Here is a 19920-nt window from a genome sequence, read left to right as displayed (position 1 = left end):
TAGTAATAAATCTATGTAGTCGGATTTATCCTAAACACATTCATTCACACCTATTATCTGGATGTTTCGTCCATTTATCTTATTGCTCGTCCAACGGACATTGTGCAGACTTCTCGATGTTTACAGACGGCGAGTCACGCACGCCGTCGTCTGCGTATAAGGGGGAACCCTCAATGCTGGACGGCATCAGGTTTTCTCTACTAATGTGGATCTCTGAGGCAAAAGCTGCGTGGGAACACTTTTAATTCGTTATTGACCTTCAGGAGGATTTCCTGTGAACAAATCAATGTTAGCAGGTGTGGGTATCGGTATTGCGGCTGCTCTGGGAATTGCCGCTGTCGCGAGTATGAATGTCTTCTCCGGCGCGCCGCAATATGCACAAGTTCTTGCTGCGACACCGATTAAAGAGACGATTAAAACGCCTCGTCAGGAATGCCGTAATGTGACAGTGACACACCGTAAGCCGGTGCAGGATGAGAATCAAATTGCCGGTTCAGTCTTGGGTGCAGTTGCTGGTGGGGTTCTGGGCCATCAGGTAGGTGGCGGTCGGGGTAAAGATATTGCGACGGTTGCGGGGGCGCTGGCAGGCGGATATGCCGGTAATCGCGTCCAAAGTAATATGCAGGATAGTGATACTTACACCACCACCCAACAACGTTGCCAAACTGTTTACGATAAGTCACAGAAAATGTTGGGATATGACGTAACCTACAAAATTGGTAATCAGCAGGGAAAAATTCGCATGGATCGTGATCCAGGCACGCAGATTCCAATCGATAAAAATGGTCAACTGATACTGAACGAACGAGCATAATACAAAATCTGTTGTCCAAGACCTTGTATCAAGAACCCGCGGTATAGTGTTAATTCTGATCGCTTAACGTGATTTTTAAGCGAGTGGCATTAACATTAGCGCGGGTTTCTCATCGTTGAAACCCGCGCTAATACATTGATATTAAGCCACTCTATGCTGAGAAAATGCTGCCAGCAGTTCACTGATAAACTTCAATCTCTGTGTCCGATCACTTAAATCCTGCATAAATTTCAGTTTAGTTGGCCCTTCCAGGCGGTATATTTGCGGTTGGCGTTGCAGCAAACCAATCAGATAAACCGGATCCACTTTGTTCTTATCACCAAATTCGATAAAACCACCGCGCTCATTACCTTCAATGCGCTTGATACCCAACTTCTGGGCCTGTTGGCGCAATTCTGCTGTATGTAACAGATAGCGGGCGGCATCGGGCAGTTTGCCAAAGCGGTCAATCAGCTCGACTTTCAATTCATCGAGTTCAGTTTCATTGCGAGCACTGGCGATACGCTTATAAAACGAAAGCCGGATATTCACATCAGGAATAAAGTCTTCCGGCAACAGCACCGGCATACGCATTTCAATTTCGGTCTGATTACTGGTCAAATCTTCCAGCGACGGTTCTCTGCCTTCTTTCAGCGCATCAACCGCGCTTTCCAGTAACTCCATATACAAAGAGAAACCGATGGTGGTCATCTGGCCACTTTGATCTTCGCCTAATAGCTCACCGGCACCACGAATCTCAAGGTCATGAGTTGCCAGGGCAAAACCAGCACCGAGATCTTCCAGTGACGCAATCGCCTCCAGCCGTTTTTTGGCATCGACGGTCATGGCTTTCGGATTCGGCGTGAGCAAGTAAGCATAGGCCTGATGGTGAGAGCGCCCAACACGGCCGCGCAATTGGTGCAATTGTGCCAGGCCAAAGTGATCAGCGCGTTCGATGATAATGGTATTGGCGCTCGGAATATCTATACCGGTTTCAATAATGGTGGTACAGACCAACACGTTAAAACGCTGATGATGGAAATCATTCATCACCCGCTCCAGATCCCGCTCACGCATCTGGCCGTGGCCGATGGCAATGCGTGCCTCCGGGACTAATTCAGCGAGTCGCTGGGTGGCTTTTTCAATATTTTCTACGTCGTTATACAGGTAATAAACCTGCCCACCACGGAGAATTTCGCGCAGAATCGCCTCGCGCACCACCAAGCTATCATACTCACGCACAAAGGTTTTTACCGCCAGACGGCGCGCGGGCGGGGTGGCAATAATGGATAAATCGCGCATGCCGCTCATTGCCATATTCAGTGTGCGCGGAATTGGCGTGGCGGTGAGGGTCAAAATGTCGACATCGGCGCGCATAGCTTTGATGCGCTCTTTATGACGCACACCGAAGCGGTGTTCTTCATCGACCACCAATAGGCCGAGGTCTTGCCAGCGCAGGTCACTTTGCAGCAATTTGTGGGTACCGATAACAATATCGACTTTCCCTTCAGCCGCTTGATCCAAAATCACTTGCTGCTCTTTGGCGCTGCGGAAGCGGGACATCATTTCAATCCGCACCGGCCAGGTCGCAAAGCGGTCGCGGAAGTTGTCAAAATGCTGTTGGGCTAGCAGGGTGGTCGGCACCAATACCGCCACTTGCTTATTATTCGCCACCGCCAGGAAAGCCGCTCGCATGGCCACTTCGGTTTTACCGAAGCCGACATCCCCACACACCAGGCGGTCCATGGCCAGCGGTCGGCACATATCACTGAGCACCGCATTGATGGCCTGTTCCTGATCCGGAGTGGTTTCGAACGGGAAGCTTTGACAAAACAGCTGATACTGTTCTTTATCCAACTTGAATTTAAAACCAGATTTAGCGGCGCGCTGTGCATAGATATCCAGCAGCTCGGCCGCCACATCACGCACTTTCTCGGCTGCTTTCTGCCGTGCGCGGCTCCAGGCCTCGCCACCTAATTTATGCAGCGGCGCATTATCATCTGCCCCACCGGAATAGCGGCTGATCAGATGCAATGATGAGACCGGCACATACAGTTTATCTTCACCGGCATAGGTCAATATCAAGTATTCAGCTTTAATACCGCCCGCTTCTAACGTGGTCAGGCCCAGATAGCGGCCAACACCGTGTTCCAGATGCACCACCGGCTGACCGGGGCGCAACTCTGCCAGATTGCGGATCAAGGTATCGGTGTTGATGGTGCGGCGATTATCTTGACGACGACGGCTCACGCGTTCGCCCAGTAAGTCGCTTTCACAAATCAGCGCTAATTGCTTATCGCTGTCGAGAAAGCCGCGCTCAGCGGCACCAATCATCAGATAATGGCCGGGTGCCGTAACCTGAGATAGCTCGGTTATCAGCGTCGGGCTGATTTTTATCCGCGCCAGCAAGTCTTGTAGGGTTTCACGTCGGCCCTCACTTTCCACCGAGAACACGACACTACCGCTGAAAGACTCAATAAAGCGCCGCAGATTATCCAACGGGGCTTTTTGCTGCGCCTGCACCGCTAAATCTGGCAGCGCTTGGTAATGTAAATTGGTATTGGCCGTTTTTGCCGGTAATGCTTCCGTTTTAAACTGAACCCGCGGCCACTCTTTTAGCGCACTGAAGAGTGAATCGACCCGCAACCATAAAGTTTCTGGGGCCAGCAAGGGGCGCATTGGGTCAACACGGCGGCTTTCATAGCGTTGGTTAACATCCAGCCAAAAGCGCTCCGCCGAGTTTTCCAAATCACCGGTATTGATCAATAAGGTATTTTCAGGCAAGTAACTAAAGAGTGTGGGCAATGGTTGGCTGAAGAACAGCGGTTGCCAGTATTCAATACCGGCAGGCCAGATACCTTTGCTCACTTGCTGGTAAATATGTTCTGCATCGCGGCGCACTTCAAACTGTTCCCGCCATTGGCTGCGGAATAATTCAATGGCGTTTTTATCTATCGGGAATTCATGAGCGGGTAGTAAATTTATTTGCTCAACTTCTGACAATGTGCGCTGTGAATCCACATCAAATACACGCAAACTGTCAATATCATCATCAAAAAAATCAATGCGATAGGGTTCTTCACTGCCCATCGGATACAAATCAAGCAAGGCCCCACGGGTAGCAAACTCACCGTGTTCCATGACTTGATCGACACTGCGATATCCTGCTTGCTCAAGCTGAGCGCGCAACTTATCCCGTGACAGATGCTGGCCTTTTTTCATCACCAACGCATGACCATGCAGGAATTCGTGCGGGCAAACTCGTTGCATCAACGTATTAATCGGGAGAATAATAACGCCGCGTTCCATGGTTGGAAGGTGATACAAACTCGAAAGGCGCGCCGAAATAATATCCTGATGAGGCGAAAAACTGTCGTAAGGCAGTGTTTCCCAGTCAGAAAGGGTGTTCACCGGACGGGGGGAAAATTGCTGAATCTCATCACGCAGTCGCAGCGCTGTTTGCATATCCGGGGTAATTAGCATTACCGGGCCATCATGGCGCTCAATGATTTCTGCGCACTCGACGGCGCAAGCGGAACCAGTCAACTGACCCAACTGGCGGGTGTCGCCACGGCGCGTCGGCAATGAATAACGATGTTGTTGGGACATAAGCAGTTAAACAGTCTCTTGGTATAGGGTTGGCCCGTGTTTTATTTCAACAGGACAGTTTCAGCACAACAGACGACAAATTATCTCGGAGGCTATCCTAGCACGTGAGAAGGCATAGCCACAGATTGGCGCTCTGATTTGGAATAAAAGCCGGAGATATAGGCGGTTAATGGTTCCATAAAGCGGTAGTACCCTTTATTATCCTCGATCACTTTGTTTTAGCAACAGGATCTAAACAGATTTCATGTATCAACCTGTCGCATTATTTATTGGCCTGCGTTATATGCGCGGGCGTGCATCTGACCGTTTTGGTCGGTTTGTTTCATGGCTTTCGACCATTGGCATCACTCTGGGAGTGATGGCATTGATCACAGTGCTATCTGTGATGAATGGTTTTGAGCGCGATTTGCAGAATAATATTTTGGGGCTGATGCCACAGGCGCTCATTAGCACGCCACAAGGTTCTCTCGACCCGAGTAAAATGCCTGCTTCATCACTGAAATCATTGACTGGCGTCACCGATGTCGTGCCATTGACCACTGCTGATGTGGTGTTGCAAAGTGCGCGCAATTTAGCCGCCGGAGTGATGCTGGGGGTTGACCCCAATCAGCATGAGCCTCTGAGTGATTACCTGGTTAATGTGCACCTGAAGGATTTACAGCCGGGGAGTTACAATATCATCCTCGGTGAAAAATTGGCCGGTCAATTAGGGGTTAAACGCGGTGAAACACTGCGTTTGATGGTGCCGAGTGCCAGCCAATTTACCCCGATGGGGCGTATTCCTAGCCAGCGCCTGTTTAACATTATTGGAACCTTCGCCGCTGACAGTGAGGTGGATGGCTACCAAATGTTGGTTAATCAGCAGGATGCATCACGGCTGATGCGCTATCCCGCGGGTAACATTACCGGTTGGCGTTTATTCCTTTCACAGCCGCTGGCCGTCGATAGCTTGAGCCAACAAACCTTACCGGAAGGAATGGTTTGGAAAGATTGGCGTGAGCGTAAAGGCGAGCTTTTCCAAGCTGTTCGGATGGAAAAAAACATGATGGGGTTATTACTTAGCCTGATTATTGCTGTCGCGGCCTTTAATATCATTACCTCGCTCGGCCTGTTAGTGATGGAAAAACAGGGCGAAGTGGCTATTTTACAAACCCAAGGATTAAGCCGCCGGCAAATTATGCTGGTATTTATGGTGCAGGGGGCTACCGCCGGGGTGATTGGTGCTTTACTCGGTGCCGGGCTGGGTATTTTACTTGCCAGTCAATTGAACACTATTATACCGGTGCTGGGTTTATTGATTGATGGTGCCAGCTTGCCGGTCGAGATTAACCCGGTTCAGGTAACCGTGATTGCTTTGTTGGCGATGGCGATTGCTTTGCTCTCCACGCTTTACCCTTCCTGGCGCGCTGCCGCCGCACAACCTGCCGAGGCTTTACGCTATGAGTAATCATCCTTTATTACAGTGTTTAAATCTGTGTAAACGCTATCAGGAAGGCCAACTGCATACCGATGTCTTGCGTAATGTATCGTTTACCATTGAAGCCGGTGAGCTGATGGCAATTGTTGGCAGTTCTGGTTCGGGTAAAAGTACTTTATTGCATTTGTTGGGCGGGCTGGATTCCCCCACTTCCGGCGAAGTGATTTATCAAGGGCGTTCACTGAATCAACTGTCTTCCACGGCGAAAGCGGAATTACGCAACCGTGAGTTAGGTTTTATCTATCAATTCCACCATTTGCTCCCTGATTTCACCGCATTGGAAAATGTGGCGATGCCCTTATTGATTGGCGGTGCGAAACCGAGTGAAGCGCAGGATAAAGCCCGCGCCATGTTGGCGGCGGTTGGGCTGGAAAAACGTAGCAAACATCGCCCGTCGGAGTTATCTGGTGGTGAACGCCAGCGGGTGGCGATTGCCCGTTCACTGGTCAATAACCCGTCGCTGGTGCTGGCCGATGAGCCGACCGGTAACCTTGACCAGCGGAATGCCGATAGCATCTTTAATTTGTTAGGTGAATTGAATGTTCGTCAAGGGACGGCATTTTTAGTCGTCACCCACGATTTGCAATTGGCCAAACGTATGAGTCGTCAGTTAGAAATGCGTGACGGCCAATTACAGCAGCACTTGACGTTGGTGGGGGCGCAATAGTGGCGATGGGAATGGGCGTTTCGCCACTTTCACTGTTAATCGGTTTGCGTTTTAGCCGTGGTCGCCGTCGCGGCGGCATGGTGTCACTGATTTCAGTCATCTCTACCTTGGGGATTGCTCTAGGCGTTGCGGTGCTGATCGTCGGCTTAAGTGCCATGAACGGCTTCGAACGTGAGCTAAAAAACCGTATTTTGGCGGTGGTACCTCATGGTGAAATTGCGGTCGTCAATCAGCCATTTAGCGGCTGGGCACAAACTTTACAGCGGATTGAAAAAGTACCCGGCATTGTGGCGGCGGCACCTTATATCAAATTCACCGGTTTGATTGAAAACGCCACCCAATTGCGCGCGGTAGAGGTCAAAGGGGTTGATCCTGAGAGCGAACAGCATCTCAGCGCGCTCCCCAGCTTTGTCCTTGACCATGCTTGGGATAATTTCAAGGCCGGTCAACAGCAGATTATTTTAGGTAAAGGTCTGGCCGATGCGCTGGGCGTGAAGCAGGGGTCATGGCTGACGGTGATGATCCCCAATAGCGACCCTGAGATGAAATTGCTGCAACCTAAGCGCATTCGCTTGCAGGTGGCGGGCGTTTTTCAATTGAGCGGACAACTGGATCATAGCCTGGCATTGGTACCTTTGACTGATGCACAGCAATATCTGGATATGGGTGACAGTGTCACTGGTATAGCCATCAAGGTGGATGATGTCTACAACGCCAACCAACTGGTGCGTAGCGCCGGTGAAGCTTCCAATGCTTATGTGTATATCAGTAGTTGGATTGGCACCTATGGTTATATGTATCGTGACATCCAAATGATCCGCACTATCATGTACTTAGCTATGGTGCTGGTGATTGGGGTAGCCAGTTTCAACATTGTCTCGACATTGGTCATGGCCGTTAAAGATAAAAGCAGCGATATTGCAGTTTTGCGCACATTAGGGGCTAAAGATGGCCTCATTCGTGCCATTTTTATGTGGTATGGCTTGCTGGCGGGGCTTATCGGCAGTGTTAGCGGGGCGGTGGTCGGGGTGATTGTTTCTTTGCAATTAACCAACATTATCCGGGGGCTAGAAAAGCTGGTCGGGCATCAATTTTTGTCGGGCGATATATACTTCATCGACTTTTTACCGTCAGAATTACACTGGTTTGATGTGGCCTGTGTGCTGGCAACCGCGTTGGTGTTGAGCTTAATTGCCAGTTGGTATCCGGCTCGTCGTGCCAGCCGTATTGATCCGGCGCGGGTGTTGAGCGGGCAATAAAAAAATCTAAAAATAAGTCAAACTAACAATAATTCTTCTGGACAATAATGGGTAAGGGGCAAGCTTATGTATTACGGTTTTGATATGGGTGGCACCAAAATTGAGTTAGGCGTTTTTGATGCTAACCTGCAACGAATCTGGCATAAGCGGGTTCCTACGCCGCGTGAAGATTATCGGCAACTCCTGCAAACATTGCAGGAGTTAACGTTGGAAGCTGATGAGTTTTGTGGGGTTAAAGGCAGTGTGGGTATTGGCATTCCCGGCTTGCCAAATGCTGATGATGGCACGGTGTTCACGGCGAATGTGCCAGCAGCAATGGGGCAATCCTTACAAAGTGACCTTTCCACGTTAATTGGGCGTGAAGTTCGAATTGATAATGATGCCAACTGCTTTGCACTGTCTGAAGCCTGGGATCCTGAATTCCGCCGCTATCCTACTGTCTTGGGCTTGATTCTCGGCACGGGGGTCGGCGGCGGTCTGATTGTGAATGGCAGTATTGTCAGTGGGCGCAATCATATCACCGGTGAATTTGGCCATTTCCGCTTGCCAGTCGATGCGCTGGATATTCTGGGCGCTGATATTCCACGGGTGCCTTGTGGTTGTGGCCATCACGGCTGTATTGAAAATTACATTTCAGGGCGTGGTTTTGAATGGATGTATAAACACTTCAATCAGCAATCTTTGCCCGCCACTGAAATTATTGCTAACTATAAAGTCGGTGAATCCAAAGCCGTGGCTCATGTTGAGCGATTTATGGATGTGCTGGCGGTATGTCTGGGCAATTTATTGACCATGCTAGATCCCCATCTGGTGGTGATTGGCGGAGGATTATCTAATTTCGAGCATATTTATCAAGAACTTCCCAAACGTTTACCGCAGCATTTACTGCGAGTAGCCCGCTTGCCGCGCATTGAAAAAGCGCGTTATGGTGATGCGGGCGGCGTTCGCGGCGCTGCGTTTCTGCATTTGTCTGAGCGTCAGCCAACAAATAATAAATAACAATATCCATAAAAGGTAAAAGTTATGCGCATTCGCCATCGGCTGTGTCGGTTTCGTAAGAATAAGCACTTGCGGCATCAACGTTTTCGCTCCCGTATTTTTCATCGAGACAGTGCTGCAACATCAGAAATGAAGAAGCCGTTTGTGGTGGTTCTGACAGGGGCAGGTATCTCGGCTGAGTCAGGCATTCGGACTTTCCGTGCGGCGGATGGTTTGTGGGAAGAGCATCAGGTGGAAGATGTTGCGACGCCGGAAGGGTATCGCCGTGACCCTGAATTGGTTCAAGCTTTTTATAATGCACGCCGTCGCCAGTTACAGCAGCCCGACATTGCGCCGAATGCTGCCCATCTTGCACTCGCTGATTTGGAAGCGGTGCTGGGTGATAATTTTGTGCTGGTCACTCAGAATATAGATAATTTGCATGAGAGGGCGGGTAGCAAGCGCGTGATTCATATGCACGGCGAGCTACTGAAAGTCCGCTGTACGCAATCTGGTCAAGTGCTGGACTGGCCAGGTGACCTCAGTGCGGACGAGCGCTGCCATTGTTGCCAATTCCCATCCCCCTTGCGCCCACATATTGTGTGGTTTGGTGAAATGCCGATGGAAATGGATGAAATCTATCAGGCGCTGGCTGAGGCTGATTTCTTTATTTCGATTGGCACTTCCGGGCATGTCTATCCGGCGGCCGGGTTTGTTCATGAATCAAGCTTGCACGGTGCTCATACTGTCGAGTTGAATCTGGAGCCTAGCCAAGTCGAGAGCCAATTTGATGAAAAACACTACGGTTTAGCCAGTAAAGTGGTTCCGGAATATGTGCGTGAATTTTTAACAACCCGTGGCGAGAATCGCGAAGGCGACTAATTACCCTGTTTAATTGAGAGCCGCAGCGTTGTTAGCGGCTCTCACTCACCCGAATCACTGACTTGAGTCAGCTCATCGGGATTTGCTCGTTGGCTGCCTAGCTGCAACTCCAATTACTTGGGTAATACCCTGCTTAATTGAGAGCCGCAGCGTTGTTCCTATATTGCTTTTTTATTCTGACTTAAGTTTGTCTAAAGCTGACCTGACGCAATATTTGATGGTGATCACTTCCCCATAATGATATTCACTATTATGAAGGTGGGAACCATGGACAAATTACTCGACCGCTTTTTCAACTATGTTTCTTTTGATACCCAAGCAAAAGCCAATGTAAAATCCGTGCCGAGCACTGAAGGGCAGCGCAAGCTGGCTCTGGCGTTGCAACAGGAGTTGCAGTCGCTGGGGTTTTCTCACGTTAGTTTGAGTGACCACGGCTGTGTGATGGCAACATTACCTGCAAATGTTACCTGGCCGGTCCCTACGGTTGGCTTTATTGCTCATCTTGACACTTCACCCGATTTCCCGGGGAAAAATATTAATCCACAGATTGTAGAAAACTACCGTGGTGGTGATATTGCTTTAGGGATAGGCGATGAAATTTTGTCCCCGGTAATGTTCCCCGTCTTGCATCAATTACTTGGGCATACATTGATTACCACTGACGGTAAAACCCTATTAGGTGCCGACGATAAAGCGGGCATTGCGGAAATTATCACCGCGATGGTGCGCTTAAAGCACAATAATGTTCCGCATGGAGATATCCGTATCGCATTCACGCCAGATGAAGAAGTGGGGAAAGGTGCGCGTTTCTTCAATGTGGATGAATTTGATGCCCAATGGGCTTATACCGTGGATGGCGGCGGTGTGGGTGAACTCGAGTTCGAAAATTTTAATGCGGCCTCGGTGACAATAAAAATTGTTGGTAATAATGTTCATCCGGGGAGTGCTAAAGGAGTGATGGTGAATGCACTGTCGCTGGCAACCCGTTTCCATCAGGAATTACCGGCGAATGAAACCCCTGAATGTACTGAAGGTTATGAGGGTTTTTATCATCTGCAAAGCATTAAAGGCACGGTTGAACGGGCAGAAATGCACTATATCGTGCGCGATTTTAACCGCGATGGATTTGAAGCGCGTAAGAAAAATATGGTGGATATCGCCAAGCGGGTCGGTAAAGGTTTACACCGTGACTGTTATATCGAAATTGTTATGGATGATAGCTATTACAATATGCGTGAGCATATTATTAAGCATCCACATATCATTGAGATAGCGCAACAGGCGATGCACGATTGCGATATCACGCCTATTATGAAGCCTATCCGTGGTGGCACTGACGGCGCCCAGTTATCTTTCTTGGGTTTACCTTGCCCCAATATTTTTACCGGCGGTTATAATTATCATGGTAAACATGAGTTTATAACACTGGAAGGAATGGAGAAAGCGGTGGCGGTTATCATGAGAATTGCTGAATTAACGGCCAAACGGGCTAAAGAGTCGTCAGTCTGACCGCCCGATTAAAAACGCCCCATTTATGGGGCATTTGTGCATAATAAGCCAAAAGTTAGTCGTTAAAATACCAATAACCGTTGTTCACCAGTGCGGTCAGCATGGCCAGGAAAGATGGATCTTCCAGCGCATCACCCAACTTCTGCGCATCAACACTGAAGTGTTGGCATAATGCATCGGCGGCTGATAAGTACGGTGTATTAATCAATTCACCATTAACAAAGCACTGATTACCAACACGCAGAACACGCAGACCAGTAAGGCGTTGTAACTCTTCGCCTTGTTGGAGTAATTCATAGACATCCCCCGCCTGATAAGGGGGTTCTGGTGGGGCGACATCCAGTTCATGGCGTGATTGAGAAATGAATTCGCCAAACCAGTTTTGGAACTCCTCCGGTTGCTGGACTAAATCGAGCATCATCTTGCGAAGTTTATCGACTTCTTGTGGCAGCACTTCGGCGGGATGTTCCCGTAATTGTAAGTCCGGATCACTGTAACGGTAACTGCCTAACTCGCGAGAAAGCACATAGTCAGCAAAGCCGCTGACCAGTTCACGGCCATTAGGCGCACGGAAACCGACTGAGTAATTCAACGCATTTTCAAGTGCATAGCCTTCATGAGGGAAGCCCGGTGGAATATAGAGAATATCACCTGGCTCCATTTCTTCATCAATAATGGCGTCGAATGGGCCAACTTGCAGCAAGTCAGGGTGAGGGCAATGCTGCTTCATTTCCGTTTTCTCACCGACTCGCCAGCGACGACGGCCCGTGCCTTGAATGATGAAAACGTCATATTGGTCAAAATGCGGGCCAACACCCCCACCAGGCACAGAGAAAGAAATCATTAAATCATCCATCCGCCAGTCAGAGAGCTTGCGGAATGGGCGCATTAAGGCCGCTGCGGGTTCATGCCAATGATCAACCGCCTGAACCAACAGTGACCAATTAGTTTCACCTAAATGATCAAAACTCTCAAATGGGCCATGGCTCACTTGCCAGCGACCCGCCTCATGGCTCACCAAGCGGCTGTCGACTTCATTCTCCATTGCTAAGCCAGCAAGCTCATCGGGCGAAAGAGGATCAATAAAGTTTGTAAAGCCACGTTTGAGAATGACGGGGCGTTTCTGCCAATAGCGTTGCAGAAAATCGGGCCAATCGAGATTGAGTTGGTAATCCATGTTTATTCCAGGATAGGGGGTGAACTTGCCTGTGATTATAACGGATGCCTGCCATTAGTATCAGGGGGGGTGGGCAAATTTTATTAATCAGCGTGATAATCATTTTGCTGGCCAAAGGTCACCATCATCCTTGCTCCACCTAAATGGCTTTCAGTGATGGTTATCTTACCTTGATACTGCTCAATAATTTCAGCGGCAACGGATAATCCAAGCCCTTGTCCTGGTCGTAAAGTATCTACACGTTGGCCGCGTTGGAAAATCAATTGTCGTTTACTTTCAGGAATGCCCGGCCCATCGTCGTCAATGACAATTGTGAGCTGTTTTTCTGAGTGTAGGGCGGTTATTTCGACAAACTCCAGGCAATATTTGCATGCGTTCTCCAAAACATTACCCATTACTTCCATAAAATCATTCCGTTCACCCAAGAAAGTGACTTCAGGCGAAATATCCAACGTCAATACCACGCCTTTGCGTTGATACACTTTATTCAGCGCACTGCACAAGCTATCGAGTAGGGCGGGAACAGAATGAATTTCACGAATCAATACGTTATGTTCAGAACGCATACTGGCTCGATGCAGGTAATAACCAATTTGCTGAGAGATGCGACTTATCTGCTCGAGCATAATAGGTTCAACCTCCTCAATAGTTGTCTGCTTACCGGTGCGTAAAGAGCGCAAGGTTGTTTGCAATACTGCCAGTGGCGTTTTGAGACTATGAGTCAGGTCTGAGAGTGTCGTGCGGTATTTGGTATAGCGCTGGCGTTCATTAGTCAGCAAGATATTAAGATTTCGCACCAAGCTTTGTAGTTCACGAGGCGGGTTCTCATCCAATTGTTCGCGCTCGCCTTTTTCTAACTGACTTATCTGGCTGACCAGCGCTTTAATCGGCCTTAAACTCCAATAGGCGGCTAGCCAAAGCAAGGGGACAACTAACAGTAAATTCGCCAGTAAGACATAGCTAAACCAGTTCCAAACCAAGTCTGAGCGCTGCAATTCCTGCGGGATGGTATCGACAACTACAATGGTGAGCTGTGGTAAGCGGGAGGTCGCGGGATAAGTATTAACGGATACAGAGTGAGTTAACGCGCTGCTGTCGGTATCGTCATATTTTTTGAGCTGGTCTTGTGCTTTCGGATTATCGCCTAGCATCATGCTACTGATATGTGTTCCGGTATCCAACTCATAAAATCCCGGCTTTTGTAACCAGCTTTTTTCGATATGAGACTCAAGTTCAGGCACATGCCGCTGACGCCACAGGATATTACCATCCTTATCATAAATCAGAACCAGAGTTGGGATGTTCAGCTCAAGCTCTGGCGGCACCGAAATGCTAAGCTTGTTATTTTGCCATTGGGCCAGACTGAAAAATAAGTTACTTTCGCCGCGATGTGCGCTGAACGTATTCTTATCAAAACTGACAATATAGCCGACGACGGCGACCATACCATAAGATAATGACAGCGCCAGAATGACGCCTGCTGTCGCCATAAGAAACCGTGCTCGGAGAGAGAAGGGTTTGTTATTTTTCCTGAGCATGATGTCTAGTTGGCGTCAAAACGGTATCCCTGACCACGGATGGTCGTAATCACTTCACCTTCATGTTTTGCCTGCATTTTTTTACGCAAACGCCCCATTAATACGTCAATAGTATGGCTTTCACGTAGCTCTGCATCAGGATAGAGTTGCAGCATTAATGTATCTTTGCTGACGACTTTTCCAGCATTACGAATAAGTGTCTCAATGATAGTGTATTCGAAAGCAGTCAGTTTAATCTGTTGCTGATTGACGCACAACTCTCGCCGTGAGAGGTCAATCTGGAACGGGGGGAATTCAATTACCTGAGAGGCTAAACCAATATTGCGCCGCATTAATGCCTGCATCCGCGCGATGACTTCCTCCAGATGAAAAGGTTTAGTCACGTAATCATCGGCACCGGCTTCCAGCACTGCAACTTTATCTTGCCAACTTTCCCGTGCAGTGAGCACTAGAATGGGCAAGTTTGTTTGATGGCTACGCCAGCGACGGATAAGGCTCAAGCCATCTTCACCCGGTAAACCGAGGTCAATAATGGCGATATCTGGGGCATGTTCCTGCAAGAAATAGTCTGCTTCTTTGGCGTCTTCTGCGGCGTCTACCTGATGGCCCATTTCACGCATTTGCACCGTAAGATGGTGGCGTAACAAAGCATTATCTTCGACAACTAAAACCCGCATACTACATTCCTCGATAAGACATTAATCGGGTAATCTAATATTACCCGACAAGTAAAAATTAAAACAGTGAGTTAGAAAGCGTAACGCAAACCAACTTGCATCGCCTGATCACTGACTTTCCAGTTATGGTAGGTATAACCCACTTCAGCCGCGAGGCTTTTTGTTAGAGCATAGTCTGCGGTTATCCGCGCTTCATGGAAAGCGCGGTCGTCATATCTAGCCATACGGTAGGCAACGTCCAGACCAATGTCTTGTGATAATTGACTTTTGATACCAATCTCACCGGTAGCGCTATTGTAAGTGTTGGTTTTTTCGCCGTTTTTGCTAGCGTCAAATACCATGGCGCGACGGCTGCCGCCGACTAAAGTATAAAAATCAATATTGGGTGAGAATGTCCAATGGTAGCCCAGGCCCAATACGGCCTCTGCCAGACCTCGATCACTATTGGCAATGCTGTTTATGCGGCCATCAATAAACAAGTCGTTATCAAAACCATAGCCGCCATTAAGATAAATGCCACCCATGTCACGGTCGCCGATCTGGCTGTAATGATTTTGATTAAATTGCTTATCAAAACGTTCATTGCTACTGATTGAACCATACTGCAGGCCACCAGCGACATAAGTGTAGTCAGCCGCCATTGCGGTAGCACAGGTACCCATCAGGGCGAAAGAAAGTAGTGTTTTCTTCAACATAATAATAGCTCCAGCGTGTGTAACGTCCTTTTTGACATCATCAGTATTATCAATGACAACGGCTAAACCGGGGTTAAACAGGGGCAGTTAGCGGGGAATAACAGCAAGTAGGTAATAACAATAAGGAGGAAGAACAAAATAGGTGGCGTTGATTCGCCACCTGTATTTTTGAGATTAAAGCATTACTTCAATTCATCCACCATCGTCGTGGCGCGGCCAATATAATTAGCTGGGGTCATGGCCTTCAACCGAGTTTTTTCCTCTTCCGGCAGGGCGAGACTGTCGATAAATGTTTGCATACCAGCAGCATCAACACGTTTTCCGCGGGTCAATTCCTTTAATTTTTCATATGGTTTTTCAATGCCATAACGACGCATGACGGTTTGGATAGGTTCAGCCAGCACTTCCCAGTTATGATCCAGCTCTTCCAACAGATGCGCTTCGTTGACTTCTAGCTTACTAATGCCTTTCATTGTCGCCTGATAGGCAATGACGGCGTAGCCCAGGCCGACACCCAAGTTACGCAGCACCGTGGAGTCTGTCAGGTCACGCTGCCAGCGCGAAACCGGAAGTTTGCTGGCTAAATGGCCTAATACCGCATTGGCCAGGCCCAGATTGCCCTCGGAGTTCTCGAAGTCAATTGGGTTCACTTTATGTGGCATGGTGCTTGAGCCAATTTCGCCCGCGATAGTTTTTTGCTTGAAGTGATTCAATGCAATATAACCCCAGATATCACGGTCAAAATCGATCAGAATGGTATTGAAACGTGCCACACAGTCGAAAAGTTCAGCAATGTAATCGTGCGGTTCGATTTGTGTGGTGTAGGGGTTCCAATTGATACCCAGCGAAGTGACAAAACTTTCACTAAACTGGTGCCAGTCAACTTCAGGGTAAGCAACAATGTGAGCATTATAGTTACCCACGGCGCCATTGATTTTACCTAAAATTTCGACTTGTGATAGTTGACGGAACTGGCGCTCCATACGGTAAGCCACGTTAGCTAGCTCTTTACCGATGGTAGAGGGTGTTGCCGGCTGGCCGTGAGTACGGGAAAGCAGTGGTAAATCACGATGTTGGTGAGCCAGCGCCTTAATCGAATCAATAAGCTGACGCCACATCGGCAACACCACATCCCGACGGGCGGTCTGCAGCATTAGAGCATGGGACAGGTTGTTGATATCTTCTGAAGTACAAGCAAAGTGGATGAATTCTGACACTGCATGTAGCGCTGGAACACTTTCTACTTTCTCTTTCAGAAAATATTCGACGGCTTTCACATCATGATTCGTAGTGCGTTCAATGGTTTTGATGCGTTGTGCATCCTGTTCATTGAAATCTTGCACTATCTTATCGAGGTAAGCGTTTGCGTCGGCGTCAAAAGCCGGGACTTCTTTGATTTCTGCACAGGCGGCCAATTTTTGCAGCCAACGTACTTCGACCTGCACACGGAATTTCAGCAAACCGAATTCGCTAAAGATTGGGCGCAGTGCGCTGACTTTATCGCCGTAGCGCCCATCAATAGGGGAAACGGCGGTCAGTGAGGATAATTCCATTGGTGGCAACTCCTGATAAAGAATGTCAATTATGAGCAAGAATACTCTGCGCCTGCTTAAACAGACGATTTCGCGAAAACATTAACTGCAAGCGGCTTCCGCCCACTTGTTGCCAAAGCACGGCTGAACGGATCCCCGCCAGCAGAGTGGCCCGAATTTTTGCCTGCACCAATGTGCTTTGTAAGATAGCGGGTGAGCCAATAACTTGAATGCGCGGGCCGAGAGGGCTGATAACATCGGTATAAATAGCTGCCAGCGAACTCATCATCGTTTCAGATTCGAGATCGAAATGCGCCAGTTGGCGATCAAGCTGGCTGATGCGGTCACCTAAGGTATTCATGGCCGATTTATTGGCATTGAGTTTTCTTTCGAGCACCATGAGGCTCAGGGTATAGCGGGTCAGTTCAGCCGCCGGCCCCTGCCGATTGGCGTTCAACACACTCTGTAGTGTTTCCAAACCCATTTTCAGGGATTGCTCATTACCGCCATACACCGCTAAAGTTGAAGGCGGATTGGTTTGCAGCAACCCACCCAGCATAATACTTAATGCATCATTATCGCATTGGCCTTCATGGGCCAATTGCTGAACCAAGCGAGCTGACTGGCAGATTCCTGCCAATGCCAACGTAATATCATAATAGTTTTTCGCCACGGTTACTCCTGTAAACGTTCTGGTTCACGTATGGGTTGAATTAGTTTGCGGCTGAACCCGTCAGTGGATAACGCTCTTCAATAATCCCGCCACCGAGGCAGACTTCACCTTGATAGAAAACCGCTGACTGACCGGGGGTTACAGCCGCCACGAGTTCATCAAACCGAACCTCAACACGCTCGTCATCCAAAGGTGTCACGGTGCAAGGAATGTCCTGTTGGCGATAACGGGTTTTCACCACACAGCGGAAAGCAGCTGTCACGGGTTCTCTATCCACCCAATGCAGTTGTTGGGCAATCAGGCCCACAGACATTAAACGCGGATGTTCGTGCCCCTGCGCTACCAGCAGGATGTTATTGGCAACATCTTTATCCACGACATACCATGGGTCATCGCCCCCCTCTTTGGTCCCGCCAATACCTAAACCTTTGCGTTGGCCCAGCGTGTGATACATCAAACCCTGATGTTCGCCCACATGTTGGCCGTCTACGGTCATGATTGGGCCGGGCTGAGCGGGCAGATAGCGGCCGAGGAAATCTCGGAATTTGCGCTCACCGATAAAGCAGATGCCGGTAGAGTCTTTTTTCTTGGCGGTGACCAGGTCAAGCTGTTCAGCAATGCGACGAACTTCGGGTTTTTCTAATTCCCCAACCGGGAACAGGCTCTGAGCAAGCTGTTCGTGACTTAACGTATAAAGGAAATAACTTTGGTCTTTATTGCCATCAAGGCCACGTAGCAAACGACTTTTACCCTCGACATCCTGACGACGCACATAGTGACCAGTAGCAATATAGTCCGCGCCTAAGTCTTCGGCGGCGAACTCCAGGAATGCTTTAAATTTGATTTCTTTATTACACAGAATATCGGGGTTAGGGGTACGCCCGGCTTTGTATTCTTCAAGGAACAATTCGAATACATTATCCCAGTATTCTGCGGCAAAATTGACGGTGTGCAACTCCATGCCCAATTTGTCGCATACTGCTTGAGCATCGGCCAGATCGGTCGCTGCAGAGCAATATTCTTCGCCATCATCCTCTTCCCAGTTCTTCATGAACAAGCCAGCAACTTGGTAGCCCTGTTGCTGGAGCAGATAGGCGGAAACGGAAGAATCGACACCGCCGGACATACCGACGATTACTTTTTTCTGGCTGTTATCTGACATGGGAGTCTCACTAACGTAAATACCTAAAGCCCCTGCGAAGGCGATGGTGGATGATATTATCCGACCTATTTCTCAGCGCGGGTGAGGCATTATAAAAACAAGCGCCGGATTTTATCACGTTGTTTGCTTCACTGCATGGTAGATCCTCAGCCTGAACAAAATTAGCTGAATAAATCAAATCTGCTGTTTATAGCGGCCAGTTAAATGGGCCAACCAGACTAAGCGAATAGCGTTCGGGTTGTTGGTAACAGCGGATACTCTCAGCAACCAGTGGCGAACGTAAATTATCTGATTGCAGTATTTCATCCGCAGTGAGCCAGTGGCAGCAGTCGATGTCGTCATCTTGAGGCGCTGTGGCTACGGGCTCCTTTAGCTCAATCACAAAAGCGAAGCGGAGAAACGGAGTTTTATCCGGCGCGATCCACTGATGCATACGCAGAAAAGAGTGTGGACTGGCGCGAATGCCGGTTTCTTCCCACAGTTCCCTTTCTGCTGCCTGTAGTAGGGTTTCATCGGCTTCTAAATGACCTGCCGGTTGATTCCATAACTTTTTGCCGTTGATAGTCTCCTCAACAACCAAAAATTTCCCTTGAGCATGCACGACACAAGCCACAGTCACATGGGGCTTAAACATGGTTTATCTCCTTCCATTCGCCGGGCTGTAGGTCGCCTAAGCTTAAATTTCCCATACTAAAACGTATCAGACGCAGGGTAGGGAAGCCAACATGGGCTGTCATCCTGCGGACTTGCCGGTTGCGACCCTCAAAAAGTGTAATCTTCAGCCAGCTTGTAGGGATAGTTTTGCGCTCTCGAATTGGCGGATTACGCGGCCATAACCACTCAGGTTCACTGACTAACTCGGCACCCGCAGGTAAAGTGGGGCCATCTTTTAAGGTCATCCCAGTTCTTAACTGGCTGAGTGTATCATCGCCCGGCACACCTTCGACTTGCACAAAATAGACTTTACCGGTTTTCTGGGCGGGTTGCGTGAGCCTGGCTTGCAATTTGCCATCATTGGTTAAGACCAACAAACCTTCGCTATCACGATCGAGTCGGCCCGCCGCATAAACATCACTAAAAGGGATAAATTCCTTCAAAGTTGAGCGCCCAGACTCATCAGTAAATTGCGGTAACACATCAAAAGGCTTGTTGAATAACAGGACGCGACGTGGAGCAATCGGCTTGACTTGTTTCGCCTGTGTCTTGGTGCTGAATCGGTTAACTTTGTGATTTTTAACAGAGAATTTATTCATGATTATTGCGATTCCGAATGATTAGCGCATTATACCTCA

Annotated in this window: 17 protein-coding genes; 7 read left to right on the top strand and 10 right to left on the bottom strand. The window is 48.7% G+C overall.

Annotation, left to right across the window (positions count from 1 at the left end; translation table 11 throughout):
• Window positions 1-274: 274 nt before the first annotated feature.
• Window positions 275-814, top strand: a complete 540-nt coding sequence (locus DX162_RS18460) for a glycine zipper 2TM domain-containing protein (RefSeq protein WP_032819516.1) — start codon at window positions 275-277, stop codon at window positions 812-814.
• 141 nt (window positions 815-955) lie between these two features.
• On the opposite strand, the gene mfd is transcribed toward DX162_RS18460, so the two are convergent.
• Window positions 956-4402 (bottom strand): transcription-repair coupling factor, encoded by a 3447-nt coding sequence (gene mfd / locus DX162_RS18455; protein ID WP_115155885.1) that lies wholly within the window; start codon window positions 4400-4402, stop codon window positions 956-958.
• 244 nt (window positions 4403-4646) lie between these two features.
• Here mfd and lolC point away from each other — a divergent pair, with 244 nt between their 5' ends.
• From lolC to pepT, 6 genes are all read left to right on the top strand, one after another.
• The gene (gene lolC / locus DX162_RS18450) at window positions 4647-5849 is read left to right on the top strand and encodes a lipoprotein-releasing ABC transporter permease subunit LolC (protein ID WP_004389783.1); all 1203 of its coding nucleotides are present in this window, start codon (window positions 4647-4649) and stop codon (window positions 5847-5849) included.
• Window positions 5842-6546, top strand: a complete 705-nt coding sequence (gene lolD, locus DX162_RS18445; protein WP_032819517.1) for a lipoprotein-releasing ABC transporter ATP-binding protein LolD — start codon at window positions 5842-5844, stop codon at window positions 6544-6546. The genes lolC and lolD overlap by 8 nt, the downstream gene beginning before the upstream one ends.
• 11 nt (window positions 6547-6557) lie before the next feature.
• Window positions 6558-7805 carry a lipoprotein-releasing ABC transporter permease subunit LolE gene (lolE, locus tag DX162_RS18440; protein WP_032819518.1) on the top strand — a complete coding sequence of 416 codons (1248 nt, stop codon included), beginning with the start codon at window positions 6558-6560 and terminating at the stop codon, window positions 7803-7805.
• A gap of 66 nt (window positions 7806-7871) precedes the next feature.
• Window positions 7872-8804, top strand: a complete 933-nt coding sequence (gene nagK, locus DX162_RS18435) for an N-acetylglucosamine kinase (RefSeq protein WP_004389785.1) — start codon at window positions 7872-7874, stop codon at window positions 8802-8804.
• Between the two features lie 24 nt (window positions 8805-8828).
• Complete coding sequence (gene cobB / locus DX162_RS18430; protein WP_032819519.1) at window positions 8829-9665, top strand: Sir2 family NAD+-dependent deacetylase; 837 nt, start codon at window positions 8829-8831, stop codon at window positions 9663-9665.
• 267 nt (window positions 9666-9932) lie between these two features.
• Entirely contained in the window at window positions 9933-11174 is a 1242-nt protein-coding gene (gene pepT / locus DX162_RS18425) for a peptidase T (protein ID WP_032819520.1), read from the top strand.
• A 55-nt stretch (window positions 11175-11229) separates the two neighbouring features.
• Here the strand turns inward: pepT and DX162_RS18420 are convergent, their stop codons facing one another.
• The 9 genes from DX162_RS18420 to rluE form a co-directional block, all read right to left on the bottom strand.
• The gene (locus tag DX162_RS18420; protein ID WP_004389788.1) at window positions 11230-12351 is read right to left on the bottom strand and encodes a ribosomal protein uL16 3-hydroxylase; all 1122 of its coding nucleotides are present in this window, start codon (window positions 12349-12351) and stop codon (window positions 11230-11232) included.
• 83 nt (window positions 12352-12434) lie between these two features.
• A complete protein-coding gene (phoQ, locus tag DX162_RS18415; RefSeq protein ID WP_032819521.1) occupies window positions 12435-13889 on the bottom strand; it encodes a two-component system sensor histidine kinase PhoQ in 1455 nt (484 codons plus the stop codon).
• A 5-nt stretch (window positions 13890-13894) separates the two neighbouring features.
• The gene (gene phoP / locus DX162_RS18410) at window positions 13895-14566 is read right to left on the bottom strand and encodes a two-component system response regulator PhoP (RefSeq protein ID WP_004389792.1); all 672 of its coding nucleotides are present in this window, start codon (window positions 14564-14566) and stop codon (window positions 13895-13897) included.
• A gap of 71 nt (window positions 14567-14637) precedes the next feature.
• The gene (locus DX162_RS18405; protein ID WP_004389794.1) at window positions 14638-15261 is read right to left on the bottom strand and encodes a YPO1635 family putative outer membrane beta-barrel protein; all 624 of its coding nucleotides are present in this window, start codon (window positions 15259-15261) and stop codon (window positions 14638-14640) included.
• A gap of 182 nt (window positions 15262-15443) precedes the next feature.
• The gene (purB, locus tag DX162_RS18400) at window positions 15444-16814 is read right to left on the bottom strand and encodes an adenylosuccinate lyase (protein WP_004389795.1); all 1371 of its coding nucleotides are present in this window, start codon (window positions 16812-16814) and stop codon (window positions 15444-15446) included.
• Between the two features lie 25 nt (window positions 16815-16839).
• Window positions 16840-17466: a high frequency lysogenization protein HflD gene (gene hflD / locus DX162_RS18395; RefSeq protein ID WP_004389796.1), complete on the bottom strand. Its 627-nt coding sequence runs from the start codon at window positions 17464-17466 to the stop codon at window positions 16840-16842.
• A 40-nt stretch (window positions 17467-17506) separates the two neighbouring features.
• Window positions 17507-18628 (bottom strand): tRNA 2-thiouridine(34) synthase MnmA, encoded by a 1122-nt coding sequence (gene mnmA / locus DX162_RS18390; RefSeq protein WP_004389797.1) that lies wholly within the window; start codon window positions 18626-18628, stop codon window positions 17507-17509.
• A gap of 187 nt (window positions 18629-18815) precedes the next feature.
• The gene (locus DX162_RS18385) at window positions 18816-19262 is read right to left on the bottom strand and encodes an NUDIX hydrolase (RefSeq protein WP_032819522.1); all 447 of its coding nucleotides are present in this window, start codon (window positions 19260-19262) and stop codon (window positions 18816-18818) included.
• Complete coding sequence (gene rluE / locus DX162_RS18380) at window positions 19255-19881, bottom strand: 23S rRNA pseudouridine(2457) synthase RluE (protein WP_004389799.1); 627 nt, start codon at window positions 19879-19881, stop codon at window positions 19255-19257. The genes DX162_RS18385 and rluE overlap by 8 nt, the downstream gene beginning before the upstream one ends.
• Between the last annotated feature and the right edge of the window lie 39 nt (window positions 19882-19920).

The organism is Yersinia kristensenii (assembly GCF_900460525.1).
Lineage (GTDB): Bacteria > Pseudomonadota > Gammaproteobacteria > Enterobacterales > Enterobacteriaceae > Yersinia > Yersinia kristensenii.
Note: the sequence above shows the minus strand (reverse complement) of the source record. Positions and strands in the feature narration are given on the sequence as shown.

Bases quoted from the DNA above. Each gene is read 5' to 3' on its own strand.
- phoP (WP_004389792.1), bottom strand. From the start codon at position 14,566: ATGCGGGTTTTAGTTGTCGAAGATAATGCTTTGTTACGCCACCATCTT.
- DX162_RS18420 (WP_004389788.1), bottom strand. From the start codon at position 12,351: ATGGATTACCAACTCAATCTCGATTGGCCCGATTTTCTGCAACGCTAT.
- purB (WP_004389795.1), bottom strand. From the start codon at position 16,814: ATGGAATTATCCTCACTGACCGCCGTTTCCCCTATTGATGGGCGCTAC.
- mfd (WP_115155885.1), bottom strand. From the start codon at position 4,402: ATGTCCCAACAACATCGTTATTCATTGCCGACGCGCCGTGGCGACACC.
- rluE (WP_004389799.1), bottom strand. From the start codon at position 19,881: ATGAATAAATTCTCTGTTAAAAATCACAAAGTTAACCGATTCAGCACC.
- DX162_RS18405 (WP_004389794.1), bottom strand. From the start codon at position 15,261: ATGTTGAAGAAAACACTACTTTCTTTCGCCCTGATGGGTACCTGTGCT.
- nagK (WP_004389785.1), top strand. From the start codon at position 7,872: ATGTATTACGGTTTTGATATGGGTGGCACCAAAATTGAGTTAGGCGTT.
- DX162_RS18385 (WP_032819522.1), bottom strand. From the start codon at position 19,262: ATGTTTAAGCCCCATGTGACTGTGGCTTGTGTCGTGCATGCTCAAGGG.
- cobB (WP_032819519.1), top strand. From the start codon at position 8,829: ATGCGCATTCGCCATCGGCTGTGTCGGTTTCGTAAGAATAAGCACTTG.
- lolD (WP_032819517.1), top strand. From the start codon at position 5,842: ATGAGTAATCATCCTTTATTACAGTGTTTAAATCTGTGTAAACGCTAT.
- mnmA (WP_004389797.1), bottom strand. From the start codon at position 18,628: ATGTCAGATAACAGCCAGAAAAAAGTAATCGTCGGTATGTCCGGCGGT.
- lolC (WP_004389783.1), top strand. From the start codon at position 4,647: ATGTATCAACCTGTCGCATTATTTATTGGCCTGCGTTATATGCGCGGG.
- phoQ (WP_032819521.1), bottom strand. From the start codon at position 13,889: ATGCTCAGGAAAAATAACAAACCCTTCTCTCTCCGAGCACGGTTTCTT.
- lolE (WP_032819518.1), top strand. From the start codon at position 6,558: ATGGGCGTTTCGCCACTTTCACTGTTAATCGGTTTGCGTTTTAGCCGT.
- pepT (WP_032819520.1), top strand. From the start codon at position 9,933: ATGGACAAATTACTCGACCGCTTTTTCAACTATGTTTCTTTTGATACC.